The 25,615-nt window shown below is 34.0% G+C and carries 27 protein-coding genes; 12 read left to right on the top strand and 15 right to left on the bottom strand.

Translation table 11 applies throughout. The features are described from left to right. The first annotated feature begins 117 nt into the window (after positions 1-117). Positions 118-444, top strand: coding sequence for a DUF6804 family protein (locus tag DXU93_RS10975; RefSeq protein ID WP_116881333.1), 327 nt, complete (start codon positions 118-120; stop codon positions 442-444). Positions 445-589: 145 nt separating this feature from the next. Here DXU93_RS10975 and DXU93_RS10970 read toward each other — a convergent pair whose 3' ends face one another. Next, on the bottom strand, positions 590-931 hold the full coding sequence (locus tag DXU93_RS10970) for a hypothetical protein (protein WP_116881332.1): 342 nt from the start codon (positions 929-931) through the stop codon (positions 590-592). 225 nt (positions 932-1,156) lie between these two features. Then, positions 1,157-1,726 carry a type IV toxin-antitoxin system AbiEi family antitoxin domain-containing protein gene (locus DXU93_RS10965; protein ID WP_116881331.1) on the bottom strand — a complete coding sequence of 190 codons (570 nt, stop codon included), beginning with the start codon at positions 1,724-1,726 and terminating at the stop codon, positions 1,157-1,159. Positions 1,727-2,438: 712 nt separating this feature from the next. Between DXU93_RS10965 and DXU93_RS10960 the strand changes: the two genes are divergently transcribed. The 4 genes from DXU93_RS10960 to DXU93_RS10940 all read left to right on the top strand — a co-directional run bounded on the left by DXU93_RS10960 (position 2,439) and on the right by DXU93_RS10940 (position 6,622). Beyond that, positions 2,439-3,836 (top strand): T9SS type A sorting domain-containing protein, encoded by a 1,398-nt coding sequence (locus DXU93_RS10960; protein ID WP_165851391.1) that lies wholly within the window; start codon positions 2,439-2,441, stop codon positions 3,834-3,836. A gap of 154 nt (positions 3,837-3,990) precedes the next feature. Continuing rightward, positions 3,991-4,155: a hypothetical protein gene (locus DXU93_RS15060; RefSeq protein WP_165851390.1), complete on the top strand. Its 165-nt coding sequence runs from the start codon at positions 3,991-3,993 to the stop codon at positions 4,153-4,155. A 1,812-nt stretch (positions 4,156-5,967) separates the two neighbouring features. Further along, positions 5,968-6,390: a DUF6943 family protein gene (locus DXU93_RS10945; protein ID WP_116881327.1), complete on the top strand. Its 423-nt coding sequence runs from the start codon at positions 5,968-5,970 to the stop codon at positions 6,388-6,390. Positions 6,391-6,430: 40 nt separating this feature from the next. Continuing rightward, positions 6,431-6,622: a hypothetical protein gene (locus DXU93_RS10940; RefSeq protein WP_116881326.1), complete on the top strand. Its 192-nt coding sequence runs from the start codon at positions 6,431-6,433 to the stop codon at positions 6,620-6,622. A gap of 34 nt (positions 6,623-6,656) precedes the next feature. Here DXU93_RS10940 and DXU93_RS15055 read toward each other — a convergent pair whose 3' ends face one another. The 4 genes from DXU93_RS15055 to DXU93_RS10925 all read right to left on the bottom strand — a co-directional run bounded on the left by DXU93_RS15055 (position 6,657) and on the right by DXU93_RS10925 (position 8,769). Then, positions 6,657-6,806 carry a hypothetical protein gene (locus tag DXU93_RS15055; RefSeq protein WP_165851389.1) on the bottom strand — a complete coding sequence of 50 codons (150 nt, stop codon included), beginning with the start codon at positions 6,804-6,806 and terminating at the stop codon, positions 6,657-6,659. A gap of 262 nt (positions 6,807-7,068) precedes the next feature. Then, positions 7,069-7,464 carry a hypothetical protein gene (locus DXU93_RS10935; RefSeq protein ID WP_123776115.1) on the bottom strand — a complete coding sequence of 132 codons (396 nt, stop codon included), beginning with the start codon at positions 7,462-7,464 and terminating at the stop codon, positions 7,069-7,071. A gap of 176 nt (positions 7,465-7,640) precedes the next feature. Continuing rightward, positions 7,641-8,315: a hypothetical protein gene (locus tag DXU93_RS10930; RefSeq protein ID WP_116881324.1), complete on the bottom strand. Its 675-nt coding sequence runs from the start codon at positions 8,313-8,315 to the stop codon at positions 7,641-7,643. Positions 8,316-8,583: 268 nt separating this feature from the next. Next, positions 8,584-8,769 (bottom strand): hypothetical protein, encoded by a 186-nt coding sequence (locus DXU93_RS10925; RefSeq protein ID WP_116881323.1) that lies wholly within the window; start codon positions 8,767-8,769, stop codon positions 8,584-8,586. A 155-nt stretch (positions 8,770-8,924) separates the two neighbouring features. On the opposite strand from DXU93_RS10925, the gene DXU93_RS15280 reads away from it, so the two are divergent. Next, on the top strand, positions 8,925-9,050 hold the full coding sequence (locus tag DXU93_RS15280; protein WP_262510727.1) for a hypothetical protein: 126 nt from the start codon (positions 8,925-8,927) through the stop codon (positions 9,048-9,050). Between the two features lie 148 nt (positions 9,051-9,198). Here the strand turns inward: DXU93_RS15280 and DXU93_RS10920 are convergent, their stop codons facing one another. The 5 genes from DXU93_RS10920 to DXU93_RS10900 form a co-directional block, all read right to left on the bottom strand. After that, positions 9,199-10,101 (bottom strand): putative phage abortive infection protein, encoded by a 903-nt coding sequence (locus DXU93_RS10920; RefSeq protein WP_116881322.1) that lies wholly within the window; start codon positions 10,099-10,101, stop codon positions 9,199-9,201. A gap of 119 nt (positions 10,102-10,220) precedes the next feature. Then, a complete protein-coding gene (locus DXU93_RS10915) occupies positions 10,221-10,403 on the bottom strand; it encodes a hypothetical protein (protein ID WP_116881321.1) in 183 nt (60 codons plus the stop codon). Between the two features lie 80 nt (positions 10,404-10,483). Next, positions 10,484-10,675, bottom strand: coding sequence for a hypothetical protein (locus DXU93_RS10910; RefSeq protein WP_116881320.1), 192 nt, complete (start codon positions 10,673-10,675; stop codon positions 10,484-10,486). 52 nt (positions 10,676-10,727) lie between these two features. After that, on the bottom strand, positions 10,728-10,979 hold the full coding sequence (locus DXU93_RS10905) for a hypothetical protein (protein WP_116881319.1): 252 nt from the start codon (positions 10,977-10,979) through the stop codon (positions 10,728-10,730). A gap of 37 nt (positions 10,980-11,016) precedes the next feature. Then, complete coding sequence (locus tag DXU93_RS10900; protein ID WP_116881318.1) at positions 11,017-11,766, bottom strand: hypothetical protein; 750 nt, start codon at positions 11,764-11,766, stop codon at positions 11,017-11,019. 312 nt (positions 11,767-12,078) lie between these two features. On the opposite strand from DXU93_RS10900, the gene DXU93_RS10895 reads away from it, so the two are divergent. Then, complete coding sequence (locus DXU93_RS10895) at positions 12,079-12,267, top strand: hypothetical protein (protein WP_116881317.1); 189 nt, start codon at positions 12,079-12,081, stop codon at positions 12,265-12,267. Positions 12,268-12,366: 99 nt separating this feature from the next. Here DXU93_RS10895 and DXU93_RS10890 read toward each other — a convergent pair whose 3' ends face one another. Then, on the bottom strand, positions 12,367-14,574 hold the full coding sequence (locus DXU93_RS10890) for a T9SS type A sorting domain-containing protein (protein ID WP_116881316.1): 2,208 nt from the start codon (positions 14,572-14,574) through the stop codon (positions 12,367-12,369). Between the two features lie 70 nt (positions 14,575-14,644). Continuing rightward, on the bottom strand, positions 14,645-19,684 hold the full coding sequence (locus DXU93_RS10885; protein ID WP_116881315.1) for a PKD domain-containing protein: 5,040 nt from the start codon (positions 19,682-19,684) through the stop codon (positions 14,645-14,647). Positions 19,685-20,308: 624 nt separating this feature from the next. Between DXU93_RS10885 and DXU93_RS10880 the strand changes: the two genes are divergently transcribed. The 4 genes from DXU93_RS10880 (at position 20,309) to DXU93_RS10865 (ending at position 23,058) form a co-directional block, all read left to right on the top strand. Continuing rightward, positions 20,309-20,467: a winged helix-turn-helix transcriptional regulator gene (locus tag DXU93_RS10880; protein WP_116881314.1), complete on the top strand. Its 159-nt coding sequence runs from the start codon at positions 20,309-20,311 to the stop codon at positions 20,465-20,467. A gap of 224 nt (positions 20,468-20,691) precedes the next feature. Then, entirely contained in the window at positions 20,692-20,976 is a 285-nt protein-coding gene (locus DXU93_RS10875) for a helix-turn-helix domain-containing protein (protein ID WP_116881313.1), read from the top strand. 85 nt (positions 20,977-21,061) lie between these two features. Further along, entirely contained in the window at positions 21,062-21,949 is an 888-nt protein-coding gene (locus DXU93_RS10870) for a T9SS type A sorting domain-containing protein (RefSeq protein ID WP_116881312.1), read from the top strand. A 197-nt stretch (positions 21,950-22,146) separates the two neighbouring features. Continuing rightward, the gene (locus DXU93_RS10865; protein ID WP_116881311.1) at positions 22,147-23,058 is read left to right on the top strand and encodes a hypothetical protein; all 912 of its coding nucleotides are present in this window, start codon (positions 22,147-22,149) and stop codon (positions 23,056-23,058) included. A 196-nt stretch (positions 23,059-23,254) separates the two neighbouring features. Here DXU93_RS10865 and DXU93_RS10860 read toward each other — a convergent pair whose 3' ends face one another. Then, positions 23,255-23,758 carry a hypothetical protein gene (locus DXU93_RS10860; RefSeq protein WP_116881310.1) on the bottom strand — a complete coding sequence of 168 codons (504 nt, stop codon included), beginning with the start codon at positions 23,756-23,758 and terminating at the stop codon, positions 23,255-23,257. 145 nt (positions 23,759-23,903) lie between these two features. Continuing rightward, positions 23,904-24,767: an alpha/beta fold hydrolase gene (locus DXU93_RS10855; protein ID WP_116881309.1), complete on the bottom strand. Its 864-nt coding sequence runs from the start codon at positions 24,765-24,767 to the stop codon at positions 23,904-23,906. Between the two features lie 56 nt (positions 24,768-24,823). On the opposite strand from DXU93_RS10855, the gene DXU93_RS10850 reads away from it, so the two are divergent. After that, positions 24,824-25,447, top strand: a complete 624-nt coding sequence (locus DXU93_RS10850) for a TetR/AcrR family transcriptional regulator (protein WP_116881308.1) — start codon at positions 24,824-24,826, stop codon at positions 25,445-25,447. The last annotated feature ends 168 nt before the right edge of the window (positions 25,448-25,615 follow it).

Raw genomic sequence — 25,615 nt, 5'->3', positions numbered from 1 at the left:
TAAATTTTCAATAATATAGTCTGATATATTTCAAAATTAACATATTTTTACAAACTATCATTATATTACTTAGATTTCTAATTTATTTAATAACATAATTTAAAAGTAGAACAACCTATGTCAAAAATAAACACCCCATACTCCAAAATAAAAATAGTCCTTGCAATCTTATTTTTTCTATGTCTTCTTGACATGCCTTACGGATTCTTCATGTTCGTTCGTTTTGCTGCTTTAGTTGGTTTTGGAATCCTTGCCTACAAAGCAAGTGAAAAAGACGATAAAACTGAAATGATTATTTTCGGAGCCCTTGCCCTACTCTTTCAGCCCTTTTTCAAAATTACCCTAGGAAGAGAAATGTGGAATATTGTGGATGTAATTGTTAGTGGGTGGTTGATTTATTCTGTATTGAAAAATAGAAGCTTCGTAACCGGCAAGTTTAAATAGTTAAAAAAATAATTAAGCATACCTGATTTAAACATTGATATTTCATTTTTAGTCACATTATTTTACATCGATTTTAACACCCCAACCGCTCCAAAATCTCAAAGTATATTTTACTCACCTTTTCATCTTCATTATACAAAGCTTCCTAAAAGGCATCATGAATTAGTTTCAAACCTACTTCTGATAAAGCTGATATTTCAATTATAGTCTCATCATCCGCATTCGTTATTTGATGATAAGTTTCTGGTAATTGATCAAAATCTATTTCAAACAATTCCATTGGAACAAATCCTGATGGTCGAAAGTCATTAATTGGATCTGCGTAAATAACCATCATTGAATGATTGCCTTCTTTGATCTCCGATTTAATTGTTAAGATGTCATACTCCTTTTCGATTTCAACATTCCAATTTCTATCCTCCTCACCAAAGTAGTCTAGCGCATTTGTTTTGACACAAATTGCTTTGATTGTTTTTAATTTCTCCATTTTGCAGCTAATGTTACTTTAAATTCATAAATAAACCTATAATTTTCATATTGTTTAAAATAGTTTGAAAAGCGAGTATAAGTTCCGATTCACTCAACAAAACGTTTTAACGAATAAAGAGTATATTCCTTATAGAATCTATCTATGGGGTAGTATAATTCATGACCCAAAAACAATACTATAAATAGTCTCTAGAAATAAAGGGTAAATCAAAATTGATTCCAATCAACTTCGAATCAACAACTCAAATACTCCCCTCACCTTATTTTCAATACTTATCTCTCCTGCCGTTTTCATTAACAAACCTAGGTTTTTATCTTTTCTTTTAAGGTATTCTCTTGCCACTTCTTTCACCAAATCTACATCTGATTCCCGGAAAGTACGCACAATATCACAAACCGTTCGTTCCAGAGAGTAAACATTCACTCCATCAATATTTACGATATGTTGTTTGTAATATACATCAGGCCAATAGTAAAGTTGTACTGGAGGATAATCTTCTATTTTCATTTTAGCTTTACGACTTATAGCCAAATGTGTTTCATGCGGCATATAAGTAGACAAATTATAATAAGAACTCGCCGAAGTCAAACAAATTATAGCTTTAGGATAGATCAGTGAAATCTCCTGCCAATGGTTAAGTGTAGCTAGTTCAGGTATTTTATACAATCCTGCTTTGAGTTTTTCAACTACACCTTCTTCCATAAGCTGCTTGAGTTTGTTAAACAAATTCCGTTTACCTCTAGCATCTTTGGTTAAAATATACCCATTTTTATGTGGCAACGTTTCTATCATATTGCACAAATCTACGGCAAATATTTAAAACTGCCGTACTTTTGTGCAATAAAAATGGAGAACAGGTACTAAATTCAATAAACAGTTAATATTCATTGAAATAGTAAAAAACACTTTCATTCCAGACAAACTATCCGTAAGTTTCCATACTTATGGTTTTCTCAGTTGATTTAGTAACTTTCAACAAATTGATACGGATTTAGTCCTGAACTTTGGAATTCTGCATCTAAAGGCATAAAGAAGTCTTCAGATTAGGAAGAGGACTATATTCTCAAGGAGGATTTCGGGATAACTTCGGGAAAGCTTCGGGAAAGAAACTTCCTTATCAAATACTATTCTTAGAGCTCATAATAATTTATACTGAAATTACATCAGAAGAAACAGGCTATGGTTACCCCTGAAATAAAACCTTCCTCCTTGCCCAGATACCGCAAGTTTCCAATCTTGTGGTTACTGCCTCTGATAAATGCCCCCTACCCTCCGTAACCAACACCTGACGATTTTTATTTCTCAAATTTATTGTTTAAAATTACAACTTTATATGTTGTCCTATAAATGGGGAGTACTATATAACTTGGTATCATGAAATAATCACCAACCTTTCCTTACTTTCTAGCGTTGTATATATGGTTACCTAAATAATCACTTTATAAAACAAGAAATGAATATGTCTTTATCGTATTTTAAAACAATTGTGTTTAGAACGTTCCTGATGTTTATTTTTTCTTCATCCTTCACATATGGACAAAACTTATTTCCTAATCCTGATTTTGAAGAACATACAGCAGTTTCTGGAGTTAATGGAATTATTTACGGAGATTGCACCGGGTGGGATTGTATTGCAGGCCCAGCAGACTATCTAAATACAGAAGACTATGGGCCAGGTGATCCTGGTTTTGGTAATTATGCTGAAGGCGTTCCTTCAAGCGGCACAGGTCTTGTCGGGATGGACTTCCTCCCTAACGATGCATACTGTAACGGTTCTTTACAACGTGAATCTATAAAAGGAGATTTAATAGCATCTCTGGAGAAATGTACTAAATATACAGTAACGTTTGATGTCAGAATAGACAACGGAGGATCAATACTTTCTACTGGGTTCGGATCAGAATGCATAGATTTTGGCTTCTACTTTTATAATGGCTCGGATCCAACTGGTTGTGGTTATACTCATACTTGTGGTGAATGGGGAGTAAAACCTCAAGTTTCAATCCCAACTAGTTTAATTCCTTTCAAAGAATACGCCTCTTTTTCAATTGATTTTACAGCATCAGATAATTATGATAAAGTAGCATTTGGAGCCTTCTACAATGCCCTAACAAATACTCAGAAGTGTATAGAGCCAATGTCAAATCAAGGTTCAAATGCAATTTATCTCAACTTGGATAATATCTCGCTAACAAAATCAATTGAACCTAATGTTATCATAGATAATGAATCCATTTGTGAGGGGGATTGTATTGAATTAATTGAAAAAAAGAAAGATTCCGTTAATAGTTGGGAGTGGAATATACCTGGAGCAAGTACAACAGGCAATTCAGAAGATAGTGTGATATATTGTTTTGACAAGGAAGGGGTTTATGATATCGAATTAATTACCAATGGAAATTGTGGGTCTGACACTTTAACACTAAAAAATTCAATTTTTGTTCATCCTAAATATGATGCCTTTAAATTAGATTCGTCAATAGTTCTTTGTAGTGAAAAGTTATTCGAACTGGACGAAAGTAACTCAAATTTAAATTATGAATGGTCAGATAATGTAGTCGGCCATTATCGTAAATTTAATGAAGAAGGAAATTACGTTTTAACCATTTCAGATAACTTTGGTTGTTATAAGGAGAATACCCATACTAATATAAAGTTTTTGGAAAATTTATCATTATACCCTAATCCCACTATTGATAGTTGGAATTTTGGAGATCCCTTATTTTTGCCAAATAAAATAGAGTTATTTGATCAGGCTGGTAAGATTATATATTCTGAATTGAATGTCGATAAGGTTAGTATTTCTGGTAAAGAATTACAACTTTCCACTGGAAATTACTTACTACGAGTATCCAATTCGATTTGTGAACAAACATATAAACTAGTCTTTATCTCTCAATAAATTTTTAATTTCATGTTAAATTTATTTTACCATTGTTTTTAATTGGTACTTCATGTTTAAAATAGCAAGGATTTATCAAACTTCATGACAGTGGGAAAACATTTTTACCCGTGAAAACTATTGGTCAATTGTTTTCTTGATTAACCAATCAAAAATGGATAAATCAGAGCTTAACGAAAAAGAGTTACATGAAATTGAAGGTTTAATCCAACACATCATTAAATCCTTCGCTACCGTAAACTTCCAAACTTGTAGTTCTTCTCCTGTAAATAACCTCTACCCTCCGCACCCAACAACTGACGATTTTTTTGTTTCTTAGCTTCGCATAAATTAGTTCCAACTATAGATTGTTTGGCACAGGAAATATGGTCTTCAGTCCTCAACACCTCCCTGCTCAAAAAATATAAAAACAAGCCTATACAAAGCTCCGTTTCACTACGGGCTTGTTTTTACCGCTCCATTGTGTCGTGCTCGGAAACTCCGCGCGCCACATTCCACTTATTTTTCTCACGTGTGGTGTTTTCCTCCTTCAGTTGCTGCTACTTTGCCACCCCAAACCCCTATTCGGTTTTCGCTAAAGCGAAGTTTAAAAATGGGGTGTCACCGCAGCGTCGTGTTTGGCTCGCCTGCTAGTCTCTCAGGCTTCGGTGCGATTCCAGTTTTTTGGCATTACCCTAAGATCTGCTAGCTGCCCGAAAAAGGTCAGCAAGCACTTAAACTCTACGTTCCATTTTAACATTAAAGAAGTCAAGCGTGGGTATTTTTTGATTACCTATCTCGATAATACTATATATTTAATTGGTCGTTGAGCCTTTGGTTCCTGAGCCTGTCAAAGGAAAAAAACAACCACACTTGTAAAGCATTATACCTTCGAAATCCAAAAAACTGGAAACGCCCCTCGTGTGCCAAAAAGCACAGAGGTTGCAACTTGTCTGCTTCCCAGCCATCTGTTGCGCCCCCCTTCGTTCCACTCGCAGACGGCTCGCGCCCTTCGTGTTTAGCTTTATCCTAAAATAAACCATTAACCCTTCGTTCTTGAATTGATAGAGGCTCAAGGCTGTTATTTCCTGTGCAATTATCAATATTAATTGGCTCTAAATGAATATTTCAACTTATCCCTTCGATTAACAGTTATCTATTCTGAATTAAACTTTTAAAGAATTCCCTCTTCGTTTGACCAAATCACCAGATTCTAGCATTATCAAAAAAGTTACCAGGTCCTTAAACAAACATAAAGATTCGTTTTAAATCTAATCTTTGAAATAACGTTTCTCATAGAATATACCAGCTTCCTAAAAAGTCAGCAGGTGTTTCTAACACTCCTTTCCAATTAAGCATTATCGAAGTCAAGAGTATGTGTTTACATTTTTAAATAACTTGACTTTAGCACTAACATTTCCATTCAAGAAAACACATTTCCCAAAATCCAAAAACACATACACTTGTAAAACCATTTTCCTCCGATAAAAAAGAACTCCTCCCTTCGCTGATTTACACTCCCCTCCGATTAAAACATTAGTTCCCTTTTCGATTAGCATTATTCCTGAAATGCACCAGCTTCCCAAAAGGTCAGCAGGTACTTAGCCTTTCCCCTCTAGTTAAACATTAAAGGAGTCAAGAGTATGTGTTTTCTTTTACATTTAACTTTTGCTTTTCTAAATCGTTTCTCCTTTCGAATAACCACTCCTTACAATCAAAAGAACACATACACTTGAATAAAAAGTAATACCTCCGTTCAATCATTTACCACTTTGAATAAGTTTAAAGCTTCGATTTAAAAAAGCATCTACCTTATCCCTGGGAGAATAAAATAAAAAAATAAAAGCAAAGATAGGGCTAACCACAGCTTTGTAAAGTTCAAGCCCTCCGGGTTTTGCAATAATAATTTTGTGATTACATTCTAACTTGATTTTACTTTTCTCAATAGTAACTCATTCATTTTTGGGCTTAGCTGCAGGAGTCAAATTTTTTATTGTCAAAAATCTTGACAAACCTGCTTTTTAGCCCTGAAAAATGAGCTTTCTTTTTTCCTTTTTTTTTGGCCTTTTGGTCATTTTTTTTGGCTTTTTCTTTTGGAAATACCCGCGGAGCGAAGCGACCGAAGAGAGACTTAATTTTTAAAACCAGAATTATGTCTAATTTCAAAATGATTACCTATCGACCAGAAATCGAGTATAAAGGACCGCATTTCTTCATCCTAAACAAAGGATTGAATAGCGGAAAACCACTCAAAAAACCATGTCCAAATTGCTTTGTGATAAGCTGTGAAACGGAAAAGGAAAAAGAAAGTTTGTACTGGATTGTGTATTCTCTCCATCAAGGAAAACAATTTCAGATTGCTTTAGTCGGATCTGTGATTCCTTTCATTCGCAAAAATGACCTCATCAATATCATTAAGGATGCTCAAAAAATCACTTCTAACAACCCCGAAGCGATTCAAAAGACAGTTTCATCACTTTTAGAATTGGAGAAGAAGGAAGAGAATTACAAGCGAATCCAGAACACCTTAAAGCAATTGCGCCAAGTTCTAGTTCACCAATTAATAAAACAGTAATAATAAATCAGTTCGGTCCATCTCAAAATGATGAGGTGGAATGAACACAAATTCAAATATCATGTATCATATTAATCCAGCAGTTACAAAAAGTATTTTAAGATCAATGCCCAGGAAGGAAATTCCTGCAGAAATGGAAAAACTAAAACAAAAGATTATTGAAACGGAACCAGGAACTGAGAGAAGTAAGTTTGTAAGCATTTATCGGTTTTGTGAAAAGTTGATTTCTTAATAATAATGAAAACAAAATACCACAACGGAGCATGTTAATTTTCCGTTGTGATTAATTTTAAACCTGATTTCATCATAAAATTTGTTTTAAATCCAAAAACCATTACTCCACCAAAATTGGCCTCTTCTCCATTGTATATGGATTCAATAAATATTTGATTGAATATCAATACTACCCGACTCATTTAATTTTGTAATTTCCTCCTCTTCAAACAGAATATTACCTGAAATTTGAGAAACACTGATATTGAGAATCTTCTTAGAATTACACATTTCCTGCAACAAGGTTTTTACTCCAGTTATTTCATTATCAGTATTTACTTATCCATTTTTTTCCCTTTAAAAATCAAAACTAGAGTTTCTTCACTCTAGTTCATTATACGCAAAAAATTAAATTAAGGTTTTCAACACCCTCAGATATATTAATAAGCTGATTTACTTCTTTCATTACTCATTATAATACTTGTGTAATATCCCATTATGAGTTACTTTCCTTGTAACAGTCAAATCTGATAGATCTACTTCAATAATAACCTCAGCGTAATTACTTGCCCTACAGACAAATTTGTACAAACTACTATTTGAGTTATCGATGGATTTTATTGTATAGGTTGATTCTTTTGGTGGATTTGAATAATAAGTTACGATTTTTATTGTGTTAAATTCAAAGTCGATATTTACATAAGTACTTATTTTTCTCACCTTACTTATTGTTGGTGAAAGTTGGCTTTCTGGTGCAAAATAATAAACACGATTAAACTTTATACTCACAGGCTCCATAACTGATTGAGAATATAAACTAATCGATGAAGTACAAAATATTAAAAACAGAAGTATTTTCATAAAGGTTTCTTTTAAAAGGTTTTTAAACTAAGTAATATCAAAATAATCTTCTCCACATTGTTAACAGCTTACTTTAGATGATTTTGATACACGTTTGACAATAACAAAACTAAAAGTCAGATACAAGCCAAGTATTTGAAAATCTATACTATCCGCTCAACTTTTCACATACTTTTTTAAGCACTGGCTTCTATTAAGTGTCTTTCCATTAAGTTTTTTTTCAATGATTCGTACTTTTCTTTCAGTTCCTTCGGTGGTTCTGATCCACAGCAATATTTCATCATTTCTTGTTTTGTCTTATTAAATTCAACTTTTAAATCACTTCTTTCCGTAATGAATTGCTCTTGAAGATGGATTAATGATTCTGCAAGCTCTTGAGAGGAATAATAGACTACAACATGAGCCATGTCATATTCCTTTTTTTCGTTTAATTCTTGGAGTTGAATTTTCAGCTCCCCAATTGAATTATAAAACTCATATATTTTGTTAATGCTGGAGGATGAAAGGTATAGCATATTATTGGATATTTCTTCATGGTATTTTTGGATTGAAGAATCAAACCGTTTTATAGAGTCATTAATACAATTATTATCAACGCAAGTACCTGACAAAGAAACGTGAAGTTGCTGGACATCAAATAATATTTTTGAGAGAGAGCCGTATACCTTTTTCTCTTGTTCTCGTATATCTTCTTTGGAACGAAACCTAACATCAAGTTCTTTTTCAATTTCTTTTAATTTCCTACTATTACGATTGGTAAGATAAAGAATACCAAGAGGTAAGATAACGCCTGTGAGAATAATATTGATTAAACCCGGGTTATTTTCAATTATAGATGTCCAAAATTCCATTAGGTTATTTTATTTAACATGTCTTTAGCAATTCTATCTAAGTTTGCCTACATAATACCCTTGGTTGTCATAAAAGCATGGTTAATCCCGAAGGAAACCTTCTAATGTAATTAATAGATCTTCTGTGATATTATCCATTGTCGTCTATTTTTACTTGTACCTAACTTATTATACATCCAATAAAACCATATATTCTTCTAATTTAGCGGTATATGTAAAGTTCTATAGTTAATTCCAACTGCACAATATATAAATTTTCTCTAAACTTTCAACTATTTCTTCCATTTCTCCCAAACCCACTCCCCCCCCTACTCACCAAAAAACTCACTGTAGCTCCAACCGTAGCGAGAATAATTGTTTTAATGATATCTTGAATATCGAATGTGGCTAGAATGCTTAATATCGTTCCAGATACCGTTCCTATTACTGTTGTATTGTCATTTGAATGTTCCATTTATTTTATTTTTAAAATGAGAAAAGTCACCAGGCAAAATTGCTTGGTGCCCTTCACTCAGAAATTTATTTTCCTAAAGTTTACTCGCCATCTGATTCAGATTCAATACCGTGTATATTATTAATCCAGCAGTTACAAAAAGCATTTTAAGATCAATGCCCAAGAAAGAAATTCCTGCAGAAATGGAAAAGCTAAAACAAAAGATTCATGAAACGGAACCAGGAACTGAAAGAAGTAAGTATTTAAGGCTTTACAGATGGTGTCAAAAACTTATCTCCTAGCAATAGCTGAGAATTAATAAACCAAACTGGTTGATTTGTGGCCCGTTGTGGTTTATATATAACTATCATCAGCTCGCTTCGGCGGGCTGCTTTTGTTTAACGAAAATAGGTAAAGTAGTGTAAACCTTGAAATTATCGGCCCTTTTGCTTAGTTGTTGTTAACTTGATTATATGCAAGTTTATCATATTCTTCTGCATGAGCAGGATCACCAAGAAGATCAATTGGTAAGTTTTTAAAAATAGAATATCTTTCAATGTATGGCTTAAACTTATCTACACCATTTGAACTCAGACAATTATAAAAAAGCCATAACAACTCATAATCAGATAGTTGAGACCTAATTATAGAAGTGTATTTATATTTCATTTTAAATATCTCTTTTTCAGAGGCTTTAGATTCATCATAGAAAAAATTTGTATAATCAACGTGTTTAATCATTCTATATAGGTTTCTGAAGTAATGTCCAAAATCCGTTTGAGCTGATTTGTAATGTTCTTGATAAAACTCTAGAAACTTTTCGGGATTATCTATAATTGACCTTCTTAGAAGATCATATCGATGTTTGAACACATCTCTACCTTCTAATCTTACCGCTTCCAAATATTCAGGTGTTTGATCAAAAACCTGTTCAGTTGTTTTACGGAAAGTTGGAATTTTAGGTATTTTTTTCTTCTTCTTATAATCTGTAAAGTCAATGTTTTCAACTATCTGATGATGTTGATTTAACAAATTAAAAAAAGTATTTTCAAATCTTTGAATTTTTAAAGTTTCATTTTGAATTTTGAACTCCATACGAGTTTCTCTTAATTCGTCCCTTTGAAGTTTTAACTCATTTCTTTGTAAAAGAATGGTGTAAATAATTCCAGCTAATGCTAATCCAGAAAAAAGTGCATTAACACCTCCGAACATATCACCAAATGTTCCCCTAATTTCTGGTTTAACATCTATTAAAGAAAAATAGGCGTAAAACCAAGCCGTAACTATGAGTATTATTACTCCTAAGGCAATCCAATTCAGTTTATTATCAGAGTCATTATTTTTCTTCGACATAGTATATCTTTCTTATTTGTAGTTAACTTAATTATCACCCAACCATCAGACTAAAAGTCCAACAACCATTAGTTGGTATAATTTGACTCACAATATATAAACTTTCTCCAAATTTCCTTTTACCTCCTCCACTTCTCCCACAACCACTTCAATCCCTTCGTCACTATAAAACTAACCGTAGCACCTATCGCAGCGAGAATAATTGTTTTAATGATATCTTGAATATCAAAAGTGGCTAGTATACTTAATATTGTACCTGATACCGTTCCTATCACTGTTGTATTGTCATTTGAATGTTCCATTTATTTTATTTTTAAAATGAGAAAAGCCACCAGGCATAATTGCTTGGTGGCCTTCACTCAGAAATTTATTTTCCTATAGTCTACTCGCCATCTGAACTAGATCCGATCTTAACTGATACGGTCAATATTCCTGAATCTTCTTCAGTTTGGTTGTCCCAGTCAATATCAATTTTGTTCACTGTACTTGCTAGTTCTGAACCAGCTTTAAACTTTGGTCCTGATTTCTTTACGTTTACCACCATTTCAGGTGTTGCGTTTTCATTTTCTGCCATGATTTCTCAATTTGTGTTCTCCTTTTTAAATTTATTGGAGAACTGATTAATACTATTCTTCTTCCTCACAATCCATTTCGCCAACTGCTGTTTGACTTACTGCCGTGATCACTGTTCCACCTAGTAGAACATATCCGCCAATTGTAACTGCCATTGCTGGCAATGCAATTGGTGCCGAAACTATCGTTGTACCGATAGCTGCCAACACCAACCCTGCAGTTCTTAGCTTCTTGAAAAATGGAGGTGTTTCACTTGTGCATCGTTTTGCAACGGATGCTAACTTGTCTTGTTCCTTACTTTCCATAATGCTTAAAGTTTTAAATTCTACACTAAATCAATACCTATGCTACGTCAACAATATTCATGGCATTGTAGCCACCATTGTTTAAACTGTATTGCGTACCATTGATTTCTTGAAAAAACTCTAAGAGTAAGATATACACCGCTGTTCCAGTTGCAGTCGGCGCAGATGCTGGTGCAACTGCTACTGTTGACTGCGTGCTGTCCAGTGGTAAATTCGAAGGAGCTGAAAGTGCTAATTCATAAGTTCCATTCACAAAATCAACATTTGCCCATGCAGATGTAAAAGATACATGCGTTGAATTTGCTGGTGCAACAATATGATTCGTTGGCACTAAATCTACAATTTGGATTTCTCCTGTTCCAGGATCTAGACTTAAGGGTCTATACAAAATTGTATTTAGTTTCGAACGTACATTGAAATTGAATCCTTTCAATATGTCTTTGGCTCCTTGATTTTGAATTGCGACTCCAACTGAACGGTTTCCACGATCACTTGTCGTATCTAATTTTCGAATAGAAGACATCACTTTCGTGAGTCTTGAAGTCACTCGATTATCAGCTGCGCGCATCATCATTGGACGGAAAGCATCTCTCAATGTCTTTCCGGCATTTGCTGCCAACCCAAACTCACTTCCGTTCTCTCGGGTTCTTGCAAAAGCAGGATCATTTTTGATTCTTTCTCCATCAACGCCACCTTTCTCACGTGCCAAATAACCATCCTTAGACTTGTAAAAAGACAAATCTCCAATCTTACCTGTCAGCTTGATTATTCCTTTTTGCTTTGCCATGATTACTCAATTTTAATTTGACAATATCCTGCTGAGACTTTCTCAGCGTTCCTCATATTTCGTCGCGACATGAAATTGATACGTCAAATCTAAATCAAGCAAAAGCGTTTTAATACAATTCACTTCCGTTCCATAATCTTTGTGCTGTTTTGCAGTGTTTTTGCTCTTTTTATATCCTCATTTTTCCTATAATTTTGTAAAACAGAGGAAAAAGTTAATTCTTTTAACTACCTCAAAGGCATATCAGATGTATACATAAAGTATGGATAAAGTATGCGAAAAGTCAAAAAGCACTAAAAAACAACAAGAAAAATGAAACGAATCGTTCTACATACCAAAGACGTGATGATCATCACCGGGAAGTCTGAACGATATTCACGTGAGCTCATCAAAAAAATGAAGGAACATTACCTTAAAAAAACACACCAGTATGTTTCCATAAAAGAATGCGCTGAGTATTTAGGTTTGGATTTCGATGAGGTGGAGGAAGTGTTGTTTTGAACATCATAATTCAAACTTTATACCTGACTAATCTCCGTATTTATAATTACAAAAAAAGCCTCTCGAACGAGAGGCTTTAATATTTAAAATCAAATTTTATTACTTCACCACTTTCATCATCCGTACACCCTTCTCCGACCTCAAAACCAACACATAAACACCTGGTTTTAATGCCGAAGTGTTTAATTTAATTTCTTTAGAATCAATTTGTGAAGCCACAACTACACTTCCCTTAGCATCAATCATCTCAACAGAAATCAACGCTCCGTTTTTGTTGTTGATATTGAGCTCATCTGTAATTGGATTCGGATAAACGGAAATTCCACCCAACTCATTGTTTTCAATTCCTAGCACATCCACAAACACACATGCAGAAGTGTCCACACATGGCCCTTGGGTGATGATTACCGCATAATCTCCATTGGCTGTTGGAGTGAATGTTTCTCCTGTTTCTCCTGTAATTACTGAACTATCTGCACAATTTATCCATTGATAAGCAAGGCCTGTATCAACAACCGAAATTGTTTCATTACTTAAAGTCGTTGAAATATCTATATCACAATAAGGATCAACTCCGCATGGATAAATTTGATAGCCTTCATCATAAGGACTTGATGTATCGTATTGTTTTCCTAATCCGGTTAAATGAAAATAAGTTCCTGGTGTTGGTGTACCTGCTAGTGCTGATGAGGCTGTAACGCGAACTGTAAAAGTATCAACTGTATTAGTGACTTCGATGTTTCCATCCGATGGCCACATTGCTTCTCCATTTACGAGTTCTAGGTTTTCTAATCTCACCAACTGGCTCTCTGTTGTTTCATCTAGAACAGAAGTAAGCATTGGACTTTGCAGCGTTGCTCCTTGTTGTAGTACATTAATGTTATCAGGTTTTATTTGGATTAACCCATTTACTTGTGCTATCACTCCTTCTACTTCAATTTCATCTCCTTCTGTGGGGATGTAGCCGTTTATATCCGTTAGACTAAAAAGTGCTATTCCATCGTTATTGGAATCAATTAGTATAATGTCATAACCAGAATTACTGAAGTTTTGGCAATGCACAACACCTGAAATTGCAACGCTATCTCCGACAGATGTTCCTACACCGCTTGCATCATTTCCAGTAACTCCGCCGATTGTTGAAGTTGTATAAGTAGGTCCAGTGCTAGTAGGTGTAACGCAGATACCTTGGGTTTGGGTGGGTGAAAGAATATAAGTATTTCCATAACTTAAACCGTTGCCATATTCTCCATAGTAGTTTCTACCTCCCCAGTACCAAACTGTTCCGTCTGTTTTGGTAGCCATAACAACATTAGAGCCTCTAGCTTGGACAGTACTCCAATTCGTATCAGTCCCTATTTGTATTGGTATCAAACGATTGGTTGTCGTCCCATCCCCCAGTTGTCCAAAAGTATTAACTCCCCATGCCCATAATGTTCCATCTGATTTAATACCATATGAAGAAGCTGAACCTGTTGAAAAACTAATCCATTTATCAGTAGAAATCTGTTGAGGGGTATTTGTAACAGTGGGGCTACCACCAAGTCCCAAACCATTTCCTCCTCCCCATGACCACAAAGTACTATCTTGTTTTTGAGCCAGTATATGTGCTCCTCCTATACTCATAGTAACCCAATCGGTATCCGTTCCTACTTGAGTTGGGGTAGCTACTGTATAGGTACTTGAGCCCATGACAATAATTGAGGAAGGATTTGAACCCCAACCCCATATCGTACCGTCTGATTTAATTCCAAAAGAGGTATCATTTGTTCCTGTAGCAATTTCTACCCAATCGGTATCCGTTCCTACTTGGATAGGAAATATTTGTTCAGGTGTAGCGGGAGAATTTCCCAATTGATAATTATTGTTTTGACCCCAAGCCCAAATAGTTCCATCTGCTTTTAAGGCTAAAGTAAAATAATGTGAGGGGGCAATTTTAACCCAATTGCTTGATGTAGTAATTTGTTGGAATGAGGTGAAGTTTACGTTAGTTGAATTTACCCCTAATGATCCAAACTGATTACTTCCGCATCCCCAAAGCGTCCCGTCATCTTTTATAGAAAAAGTATTCGCTACGCCATTTCTAACAATATTCCAATCCGTTTGTGTACCCACTTGTATTGGACTGGGTTCTGTTATGTTTGTGGTTAATAAATTACCATATGAAGCCGCTCCCCAACCCCACAGCGTCCCATCAGGTTTTTGACCAACAGTATGAGCACCACCAAAAGTTAAGGTCTCAAAACACTGGGCTGAAACGATTAAAGAGGAGAGTAAAAAGAATTTTAAGAGTAGTATTTTTTTCATGGTTTTATATTTTAAAACGGGGTAGGTAAACCCTACCCCGTTATGGTTATTAATATTTCAAATTAGTTTTTTATTCTATCACTAACTTTTGTTGCATTGTATATCCATTACTTTGTCGCAGGACAACAATATAAACTCCAGCTTGATACTTACCAGTATTCAACGGAACTTCGCCTTTCGCTGAATTTACCTTTTGCTTGGCTACGCTTCTACCTGACAAGTCATAAACTTCTAAGTCTCCTCCTTCAGACGATATTTCATAGTAAACGGTTGCCGTTTCTTTGGCAGGATTTGGATAAACGTTAAGGATTTCCTCAACATCTAGTTCCGAACTATCACCTACATTTATTTTCTTAGAGTAATAAGTAGAGTTATCACATTTTGGAACTTCAACTCTTAACCCATAAGTACAAAGCATATAATGATTGTCATTGAATATTGACCCTTGTATAGTCCAGTCGGTAACTCCAAACGTAAATGGATTTTGTGGAATCACTGTAAATGTTAGGTAATTTGGACCTGGATTAAGCGTAAATGTTGAGGGAATGATTGAGACATTATTGAAATCATCAAAGATTGTCGCTGAAAAAGGTACACTCGCCGAACTATAGATCATAACATGATATGTAAATGAGCAATACGGAGTGTTGTTTTGATATACTTTCTCGATCTTTACATCTTCTATCTCACATTTCTCACATCTTTCCAGAGCAAAGTCTAAAGGATCAGACCCCATCTCACAATGTCCAGTATTTATGGTTGATGAGTAAGAACCATTTCCTAACAAATAAAATGGTGTTTGATAAGAACCAAATCCTGTCTGAATTGGATTACCACTTTCATTCCAACTCCAAGAAGGTAAAGGTAATGTTGGTCCTATCAAATAACCATATTGCTCATCTTTTTCTGCATAACAATCTGTATAACATCCCGAAGGATAAATCCATAAATAATCTTCAGGATTTTTAGGGATATCTACTTGTTTTGAAATACTACAACCTCCCAAAGATGCAGTTACTCGATAAGGCCCTCCATCAGGTACTGAAATAGATTGAGTTGATGCTCCATTGCTCCAGTTGTAGGTAATGTTTGGGTTGGATGGAGATGGGATGGCGTCGAGAACCACGTTATATGGAGAACAGTTGTATGTTTCATTAATTGAAATCGCACTTAAAGGCGAAACAACACTAAAATTCATCGATGCAGTATTCGTGCAACCATTAGCTGCTGTAACGGTAACACTAACATCATGATTACCAGTTGAAAGCCCTGTGAGATCAACATCTGTAAGGCCATCTAATGACGGGTTGTAAACATTATTTAACTCCCATTTAATGTCAGTTGCATTCGTGGATACAGAAAACAGAATGTCTTCGTTTAAACAGAAATTACTTTCTCCAATTAGCTTTACATTAGGCAAAGTTTGAAACAAAGGCTTTATTTGCGTAGGCGATGAATACTCACAATTATTGGCACTGATTACTTTTACCCAATAAAAACCAGTAGAGCTGACAGTTAATGAATTATTTGATTGTGGCACACCAATAGGCGTATTTCCATCCATCCATTGGTAAGTAGCACCTTGAGTACAATTATCACCATCTGGAACATAAGTCAAAACAACGGTTTCGTTTTGACAAACCGTGGCCGGACTAGGTGCGGATTCTATATCACCAAAGAAACATTCTTTTGGAATAATTACAGGTTTTGTAAACTCTTCACTACATCCAAGTTCATTAGTGACTATTACAGAAACAGTATAAGTGGTGTCTGCAGTGTTAAAAACCCTTGACGGTGAAGATAATGTGTTTTGAGCGTCATCATCATTAAAATCCCATAAAAAACTTGTTCCCAATGGTTGTGGGGGATTTAAACTAAATTTAACTGCTGTATTGTGACAATCAATTTGATTACCATTATTAACCAAAATACTTAATCCAGGGTCTACTCCTTGCAAACTAACAGTATCTAACATCGTACATGTATCTTGATACATAGAGTTCATACTACTATAAACCTGTTGTCTAAACACATAATTTCCAGCAGGTAGATTTGACATTTCAAAATTACCTAAAATTGGATCGTAAGTAACCGTAGTAAAAGCACCTGAGCCAACTGGTTTATAAGAAAAAAGGAAATTTTGTGGTGTTACTGGTGCATAGAAAATGCTATTGTCCACAAAATCTACATTAAATGTATTGTTCGCTGTGCATTCTACCACATAAGAGAAGTTTGGTTCGTAAGGAATCACAACATCTTTAACTCTTCTGATTGTTCCAGTTGTTCCTCCCCCCTCTAGACAATCATATTCTACATCATAGATAATTTTGTAGTTTCCAGGTTTTCCTGTTAATACATTACCGTTAATTGAGTAATCACTTGGTGAAGGTCCTAAAACTGACCAAGAATCGTTGTTTATATTACCTGTATATGATCCTGAAAAAGTTATTTCACCACAACCCGTTAAAGAAGAAGTGTTGGCAACTGTTTCGTTAATAGTACAATCTACAGTATCACAAGGCTTAACGTAAAGTCGAACCGGATTAGATAAAGCAACACATCCATTTGGATTTGTAGCTTCAAAAGTATAAGTACCAGCACCTAAAGAGGGATAAGTTACATGTAAGAAATCTCCTGTTTCAAATGGAATAACACCATTATCGTCAAACCATTCAAAGGTTACGCCTGTTGTATTTGATGAAACTGTGATTGTGGCATCAACATCAGCAGAATCACAAAACAAATTTGCTGCACTTGTTAAGGTCGCAATTGCTGGCGGATTTGGCAATAGTGTAACAGTAGTATTAGCCGTATTTGTTTGTCCACAGCTAGCATTGCCAATAAAAGCGCTAACTGACTGTCCTATATTAGCCGCCGTTGCATTATTAGGAAAAACGTGAGTTGTCGTAAACACTCCTGGGCCAGTCGTAACGGGGCCACTTCCAAAGTTCCAAGTAACTTGATCCGTATTGGATAATAATCCATTATTTATAGTTTGTACAGTGAAAGTTACAGGATAGAGAGCGCCTGAACAAACTGGATCCGGTGTAGCAACGATTTCAATTTCAGTTTGAGGATACAATGTTATTTGTCTAATAAATTGTGTATTGGTATTACATTTGAATACATTCAAAACTAAATCTAGCGTTGTAGTCGTAGTGACATTATTCCAAGTGACATCAATCGAATTAGTTCCTTGTCCGTTGGTTACACTTCCTAAAGATGAAGCTCCAACCGAACCCGAAGCATTTGCAAAACTCCATTGATAGTCATCACCTTCTGTGTATAGATTTTGTGTTCCAAAATCATAAGCACTATATGAAGCCAATGAATTACCACAAACCGCTGTATCAACATCAGACAACTCAACATCAATTGGAATTTGATTTATAATAACCGTTAAAGGGTCTGAAGTACATTCAACCGGTGTAATCGATTGTTTATAAACTTTGATTTCTGCGGGAAAAGAAGTAAAAGTGATATTTACTTGGTCTCCTTCATCTGAACCTACGATTGCTCCATACATTGGGTCGATTTCCCATAAATAATTACTTGATGCATCTGGATTTTGCACACTGTAAGAGTAAGGAGAATTAGGACAAACCATTAAATCCCCATCGACTCCTGTTGGTGCATCAGGAGTTCCAACTACAGTAATTGTTTTTTCTTCACCCTCGCAAAAACCATTACCATTGGCGGTTAAGGTAAAATTGCCTGCTTGATTAAAAGTATAATTGAAATTAACAGAGTTGTTTTGTGTTGTTACTGTCGTTCCTGTATTGGTTTTTAATATCCAGTTTACTGGTCCACCTGAGGAATTAGAATATGTTTCAGTTCCATTTTCACAAACATTACTTGCACCAATAACAGATAATGGCTCTTCAATTTTGAATTCAAATTCAGCTTCTCCACTACATTTTAAAAGTGTATTGGTATAGGTTGCTCTTAATGTAAATGTTCCAGTACCATTGGCAACAGGATCAATTATAACTTCATTTCGTTGATCAGATTGGAGAATGACTGGATTATTAGGTGAATTGCCCACAATTTCCCAATCAATTTCTGTCGTTGGCCATTGAGGTAATTTAAACCTTCCTTGTTCATCTAAGCAAATACTAGTAATTCCTTGAATAGTACCCTGTGTTTGAATAACCGGTACTTTAACAGTTGTAGGTTGAGCACATTCTAAATGACATTGTGACGGATCAAATGTTACATAACCAAAACCACTTGGATCAATATTATCCCATAAAACCTCAACGTTTCCATTATTTTGAGATATAATTTGCCCACCAATTACAGACCAATTAAAGTTACCATTACAACTTTGCGTAACAAAATCAGGCAAAGAGTAAATACCTGTCTGACCTTCACAAATTACTGTTGGACAAGAAATTTCAAAACCTTTTTCTCCTACCTCAATCTCAATTGCATAAGTATCAGTACAATTACATTCATTTCGAACTCTTAGTTTCACAACATAGGATCCTGGGTTTGTATAAGTATGTGAAGGTTCAAAAGCTGTAGAAGTGTTCCCATCACCAAAATTCCACTCATAACTAATCAGATTGGTACCATTGTTCGTTGTTGAGAGATTTGTAAAGTCAATTTGTTGAAAAGAACAGATTGATATAGGTTGGGGTTGATTAAATGGAGCTATATCAAACTCTGCCTTAGGTGTGATAACTTTTTCAATACAAATTGTTTTACTAATAATGTTGTTACCATCGGTCACTGTGTAAGAGAGTGAACCGTTTCCAGTTGCCCCCCAATTTACAATACATGGATTTGCTGTATTGTTATTTGTAGTTCCTCCAATAGGATTCCACACAACAGTTGCACCAGATGGCAGATTATTAAGGGTGTAGGTTACTTGACTATTTTCACAAAAACGGATGCAATCTGAAGAATCTATATCCTCAGAAAATACTCCATCCTTTTCATTCCTTATTATTTCATAAGTTTGGCAACCTACTTCTTTATCCCAATTAATTGATATTCCAGGAGGAGATTGAGCACTGACATTAAACGTGTTAAAAATTAATAGATTTGAGATTAAAAAACAAGCAAAAAGGATTTTTCGCCAGTCTAAATGGACTTTCTTCTTCATAGTAATAGTGTTAATAAAATTTGTTAATTATTTGCTAATTTAAGTAATAAAATTTTAGAATTCCAAACAAACAAGACAATCATTTTTCTAAAAATGAGTACATTATGTAATATCTAATGCTATTTATCATGAATAAATACAACCTAACAATAGTTTAATAATCTCAACTATATTAAGGCATCAACCTAACTTTTATGAAAACAAAAAGGTTTTCCAAATCACATCAAAACATCATCATAATATTTAGCTTCAAATATTCTTACTTGAATACGAAATTGTTTATCTTTATAAAAGATTCGTTCATTCAAATAAAAACATTTACCACGAGATTTCACGTGGCCTATGTGGTGGCCTTCATATTGAATACCTCTCAAAACATAGGATATACAAGGGGTTTAACAAGTCATTTCGGTTCTCAGCGGGATCACAAAAAGCCTCTCATTCGAGAGGCTTTTTTTGTTTTAACCTATAAATTTTATGGGAAGAATATCACAAAAACAAGTTACCGCAACCTTTATCCATTTCATCTGATTCCATATTAGATAAGCTCAAACTCTTCTCCATCACTTAAAATCTTATATTGATTTATAAGGCCATGATCTTCGATAAAAAGACTCTAAAAAGATGCCAACGGAACACCTTAGTCAACTCGTAAACGAAGAATTAGTTTTAAGACGTGAAATTCATGCCTATCCTACAGAGGTTTATTACAAGCTCTCAAGAAAAGGAGAACAATTAGGACCTATTCTATCTGCTTTAGATGAATTTGGAAAAGAATTATAAATCGAATTGATGTTATCAGTACAATAAAAAGGTGAAGGTCACGCAAAAATCAGCACTAATTTACCAAACTATTATCTAACCCTCTTATACAACACAAACTCTATCAAATTTTATGATTTTTGGAATTATTCATGTAAAACAATAGTAAATAAAGACAAAAATAATTCGCATAAGCACTTTCTTATTTTTTTAACTTCTATTTGTATATAATTATATAAATAATTATGAATATATCAGTAGTTACACGTGAAGAAATGCAAGAAATTGTAGAATCTATTGAAGCATCTTTCGAGAAAATAATAAGCAAGTATCTTAACGATGAACATCAAAAACAAGAGATTGTTCTTTTGAAATCACATCAAGTACAACGTATGTTAGGAATTTCTCCTGGTACATTACAAAACATGCGTGTAAACGGAACTCTTCCTTTTTCAAAAGTTGGAGGTGTAATTTTCTATGACAAACAAGATATTCTTGATCTAATTGAAGAAAACAAACATAATGTTTAGTCTTAAAATATATTTATATTTGTTGTTGATAGTCGATACTTTAGTAGCTCGTATTAAAGAGCATTGACAAGATTAAAATTTACTTATGAAAAATACAATAACACTACTCCTTTGTTTGTCAGCATCATTTGTCTTTGGTCAAAACTACAACCAAATGCTAGATCATAAGAGTGAATGGCATCTAACCAATTGTTTTTCTGGATGTACTACAGATATGTACTACACTGATGGAGATACGCTACACAATGGAAAAAACTATAAAATTCTTAATGGCTATCATTTCATTTCGAGAACTTTCTGGTTGAGAGAAGATATTCAACAGAAGCAAGTATTCCTATCTATTCCTGATGGAAATAAAAGAGAAGAACATTTACTTTATGATTTCTCACTTAACGTAGGCGACTCAATCAATATTAAAAATCCCATCAGTCCATTTCCAGATAGTCCTGGATATTTTACCGTTGATTCTATTATCAATAGACAAATTATTGATGGTTCTGATCGTCGTTTCTTCTATTTGTCGCCAAGTTCAACAACATCAAATATAGAATACCCCGTTTGGATTGAAGGAATTGGGTCCTTGAGTTTAGTCAATGCACCAGGTGGAACTCCAGATGTTAATGATGCAGGAAAAATCAGCTGCTATTTTAATAACGGAAATTTGTCCTATTCACAGATGGATTCTATTGAAACATGTGATCCTGTTTATAATTCCACCATCAAGGAAGATATCATAACAAACGGCGTTCAGGTTTACCCTACCCATTGTAACGAGGATTTATACGTCTCCTCTACTCCTGAACCAATCGAAGGCATTGAAATCATCAACCTTAATGGTGCAAAAGTATTGGAAAAATCTAAACTCAACAATCATTTCAATACGCTTGACGTTAGTCAACTTAATGCTGGAATTTTTATTGTAAAAGTGTTTTTACCAGGCGAATTCAGAAGTTTTAAAATTGTGAAAAGGTGAGATTTGGCGACAATTTGAGGGAGAGATTTATACTTCATTTTAAATGGAAGCTTTCAATTCAATAATTTCTCATCAAGGAAAAAACAATAATTCTTTGGACTCCTTCCTAACAACTATAAGACAACAAAATATAATGGAAAAGTGATAAAATAATTGATTGAAAAGTTATTTTTACATGTATTATTTAAAAAATTAAAATGAATAATTTACACTTGATTATTGCTTTAGTGTTTTTTAATTTGACCTTAATAGCACAAGATACCATCCCGAAATCGTCTAATCAAATTGTTGAAATCTATGATGTAGTGGCTGTTTATAAAGATCATGTTGATGGACGTGGTAGAGTAAGACAATTCACCTCTGAAATTAAAGGAGAAATTATCAAATACGATGAAAGTACAGGTATTCTAACCTTTAAAGACAAGGAAGGTAAAATGTATTCATTCAGTAACTCGGAATATAAATACTTTGAATACAATAAAGAATTCGTCAAAAAAATTAAAAACATTGTTATCCATCCACGTAAATCCGAAGGTTTCATGTTTAGTGCAGGTTTGAGTGCTAGCTACATGAATATTCAACATAATTTTACACCTGACGATTATTTCATCAATGGAATTGATTCTGACGCTGATTTACCAATTAGTCTAAAATTAGGTGTTAGTAAGCTAATTGATGAAAATCATTTAGTTGGAATTAGTTCTGAATTAGCATTAAACTCCAGTGTAAGTAGTTATTTCAACTTTGGCGCACGGTATCGCTACCTTTACGATGCAAGTAAAAACACTGCCTTTTACTTTCCAGTCGAGTTAAAATTTAGCCATAACACGCATAGTTATCAATACCAAGTAAATGACACCACTTTTACAGATAATATGGATTGGAGCTATCCAACAGACTTACAAACTGATATTACACTTAATGCAATTGAATTAAACCTGGGGCAAGGAATTTCTTTCGCGATGAAAAATGAAAAATCGTTTTCGTTAGAACTCATGCTGATAAAACAATTAATGCTCAATGAAAGATTTCAAAATTCTAAAAATATAGATCCAAAAAGTGAATTTGGTATCACAGGATTGAAACTTTCTGCCGTTATGAATTTTTAATTGAGACGGTTTCGAAGAACAATAAGTCAAAGAAATTTATCATTTGAGATTGTATCTTCTTTATAATTATACCTCACAAATCAACAACTTACATGTATTAACCTGAAAAAATAGAATGAACTCGAACTTTATTAAAAAGTATGAAATAATGTTTACAACATCTATAATCAAGTTAATTCGTATTCTCTCTCTCCTATTACAGCTCCCCCAACAAGCGTAAACATGACTTTCTAATTCCGCCAGATAAAGCATCAATATATTCATCACTTGCAAGGGCTTTGATTTCATGTTGGAGTTCAGGATAAGTTTTAGCAAGGGAAACCATGACTTCAAAAGCCTTAATACGAACTGATGATTGCTTTTCGATTTGCATCCATAAATTGACACATATATCAAAAAGTTGACCTTCGTAATCTTCTGGAATATCCATTTTTAGAAGAATGTTGATTAAGTTACGTTGGTGACCATCTTTGAAAGAATCAAGGCCTTTAATTAATCTACCGATATGTGGCGCTACCATTTCGTCATTTTTCTTCATGCAAGACCACAACAGCCAAGCTGCACGCCATGAATAAGGTTGTTTATTTGTGATGGCTAATTCCACTAATTCATTAAAATCTTGAGGATTTGCTTCCATATAATCAAGCATTTCCTGTTTATAGGATTTTGTGAGAATAGATTCTAATGGAGTTGTTTTCATCTTAAGTGAAAAAGCTAAATAATTTAAATTCTAAAAACTGTTTAAAGTTAAAAATGTAAAGGATATTTTCAAGAAAGAGAATAGCGGAAAAGAAAAAAACTAAATATATAAAGAAACTATGTAAAAAATTAAAGTCACAAGCGCTTCATAGTTTTCTTCCTAAAATCAACTCTTCAATCTTAAGGTTATCACTTTTCGATTGCACATGTTTTGAATTTTTAAGTAGACTACCCTGTTTCAAAGAGGGAAAAATTTTCTTTGCACGTTTAAGCATTTTTTCACCGGGAAACATAACATCATTTTTTGCAGCAATTAATGTAATTGGTGTTTGTATGGCGAGTGCTTTTTGCGAAGAAATAACTGGTACAGGGGTGAAATCCATTTTAAAATGCAAGAAAACTTTTGATAAGAATTGAATGGCAAATTCATCTCGATCTGTAAACACTTCTTTGAGGAATTTCTCCACATATTTCTCCTTCTTCGTTTTCATAAAGCGTTTCATCGGAATGAAGAATTTAAAAATCGCTTTGATTGGATTTCCATTTACAATATAAGCCGGAGCAGATAAATAGACTTCCTTTATTTTACTTTCGTTAAATTCTAATGTCTTCAAAATAATCAATCCTCCAAAGGAAAATCCTGCCAGTATCACGTTTTCGAGTTTCAATTGATCAATAAGTTCATTGACCCATTCACCATACGATTCGTCCTTCATGCTTAATCTCGTTTCTGCACTTTTATTGGGTTGCGCTAAAACATCCATGGCATACACTCTGAATTCTTTACTCAAATTTGGGTAGGTTTCAAGGGCAATTGGCGCACATCCATTCGAACCGTGAAGCAATAGAATAGGTGGATTTCCTGGATTCCCAGTCACAATAACATTCGTTTCTCCGAATTTAGTGTTAACAGTTTGGTAAGTATAATCAATATTTAATTCTTCTAATTTTTGATCATAAAGACCTAAAATTTCACTTTTTCCTTCGAGAGATTTATATAATGAATCCATTTTTATTAATTTTAGGACAAGTTTACTAATTAAATAAATTTAGGACAAGTTTACTAATGAATAAAACCAAAATAAAAATATTAAATGCTGCGAGAAAATTATTCAACGCTTCAGGTTACAGCAACGTAACAATTAGAATGATAGCGCAAGAATTAGGCATGAGTTCTGGTAATTTAAATTATCATTTTAAGAAACGAGAAGATATTCTTGAGGCTTTGTATTTTGAAATGGTTTCAGTATTTGATGCAAGAGTTGAGCAACTCGGAGAAAGAGAAATAAACTTTAAAAACATCAAATCCGATATTCTGACAAGCATGGAAAGAATGATTGAATATCGTTTTTTCTGGACAGATTTATACCACATTTTACAGCTCAACGATAACATTAAACATCATTTCGAGAAGGTATATCACGATAGAAGCAAAGGTTATGAATTTCTACTCAAAGCATTAAGTAAACTCGATTATTTAAACTCTTTTGAATCCGAAAAAGAACAAGAATTAATCATAGAAAGAATGCTAGGATTGAGCAATACATGGATTTATAATTCCATTTTATATGATAAAGAAATCACCTCATCATATATAGAATTACAAACTGAAAGTTTAATGTTTATGCTTTACCCTTATCTCACTGAAATCGGAAAAACTGAGTTTAAGAAGGTGGTTTTATTAGTCTAAATCATTCAATATATTCGTCCTCTTCGTCATAACGAAACTTCCAACTTGCATAGATAAAGAGACCAAACAACCCGATTACAATGAATGTAAGAGGAATTCCCCAATATAAATTACTGTTCTTCCTTGTTCGTTCTATTTCGTTGTAGTATGATATTCATAAGATTAAGA

Origin of the sequence: Brumimicrobium aurantiacum (genome assembly GCF_003402975.1) — a bacterium.
GTDB classification, from domain to species: domain Bacteria; phylum Bacteroidota; class Bacteroidia; order Flavobacteriales_D; family Crocinitomicaceae; genus Brumimicrobium; species Brumimicrobium aurantiacum.
The sequence above is the reverse complement of the archived record's forward strand: the minus strand, read 5'-3'. Positions and strand labels throughout refer to the sequence as shown.